Origin of the sequence: Siminovitchia fortis, from assembly GCF_003605365.2 — a bacterium.
GTDB lineage: Bacteria > Bacillota > Bacilli > Bacillales > Bacillaceae_C > Siminovitchia > Siminovitchia fortis.
The window spans coordinates 1-387 of record NZ_QYTU02000113.1 but is presented as its reverse complement, the minus strand read 5'-3'; the positions used below and the strand labels follow the sequence as shown (position 1 = coordinate 387).

Genomic DNA, 387 nt, shown 5'->3' with positions numbered 1-387 from the left:
GAAATTCCAATCGAACCTGGAGATAGCTGGTTCTCTCCGAAATAGCTTTAGGGCTAGCCTCAAGGCAAGAGTACCGGAGGTAGAGCACTGTTTGGACTAGGGGCCCTCATCGGGTTACCGAATTCAGACAAACTCCGAATGCCGGATACTCATCCTTGGGAGTCAGACTGCGAGTGATAAGATCCGTAGTCGAGAGGGAAACAACCCAGACCGCCAGCTAAGGTCCCCAAGTATACGTTAAGTGGAAAAGGATGTGGAGTTGCTTAGACAACCAGGATGTTGGCTTAGAAGCAGCCACCATTCAAAGAGTGCGTAATAGCTCACTGGTCGAGTGACTCTGCGCCGAAAATGTACCGGGGCTAAACGTATCACCGAAGCTGCGGATTG

At 50.9% G+C, this 387-nt stretch carries 1 rRNA gene; it reads left to right on the top strand.

The features are described from left to right. Positions 1-387, top strand: a 23S ribosomal RNA gene (locus tag D4N35_RS17895); the annotation flags it as partial.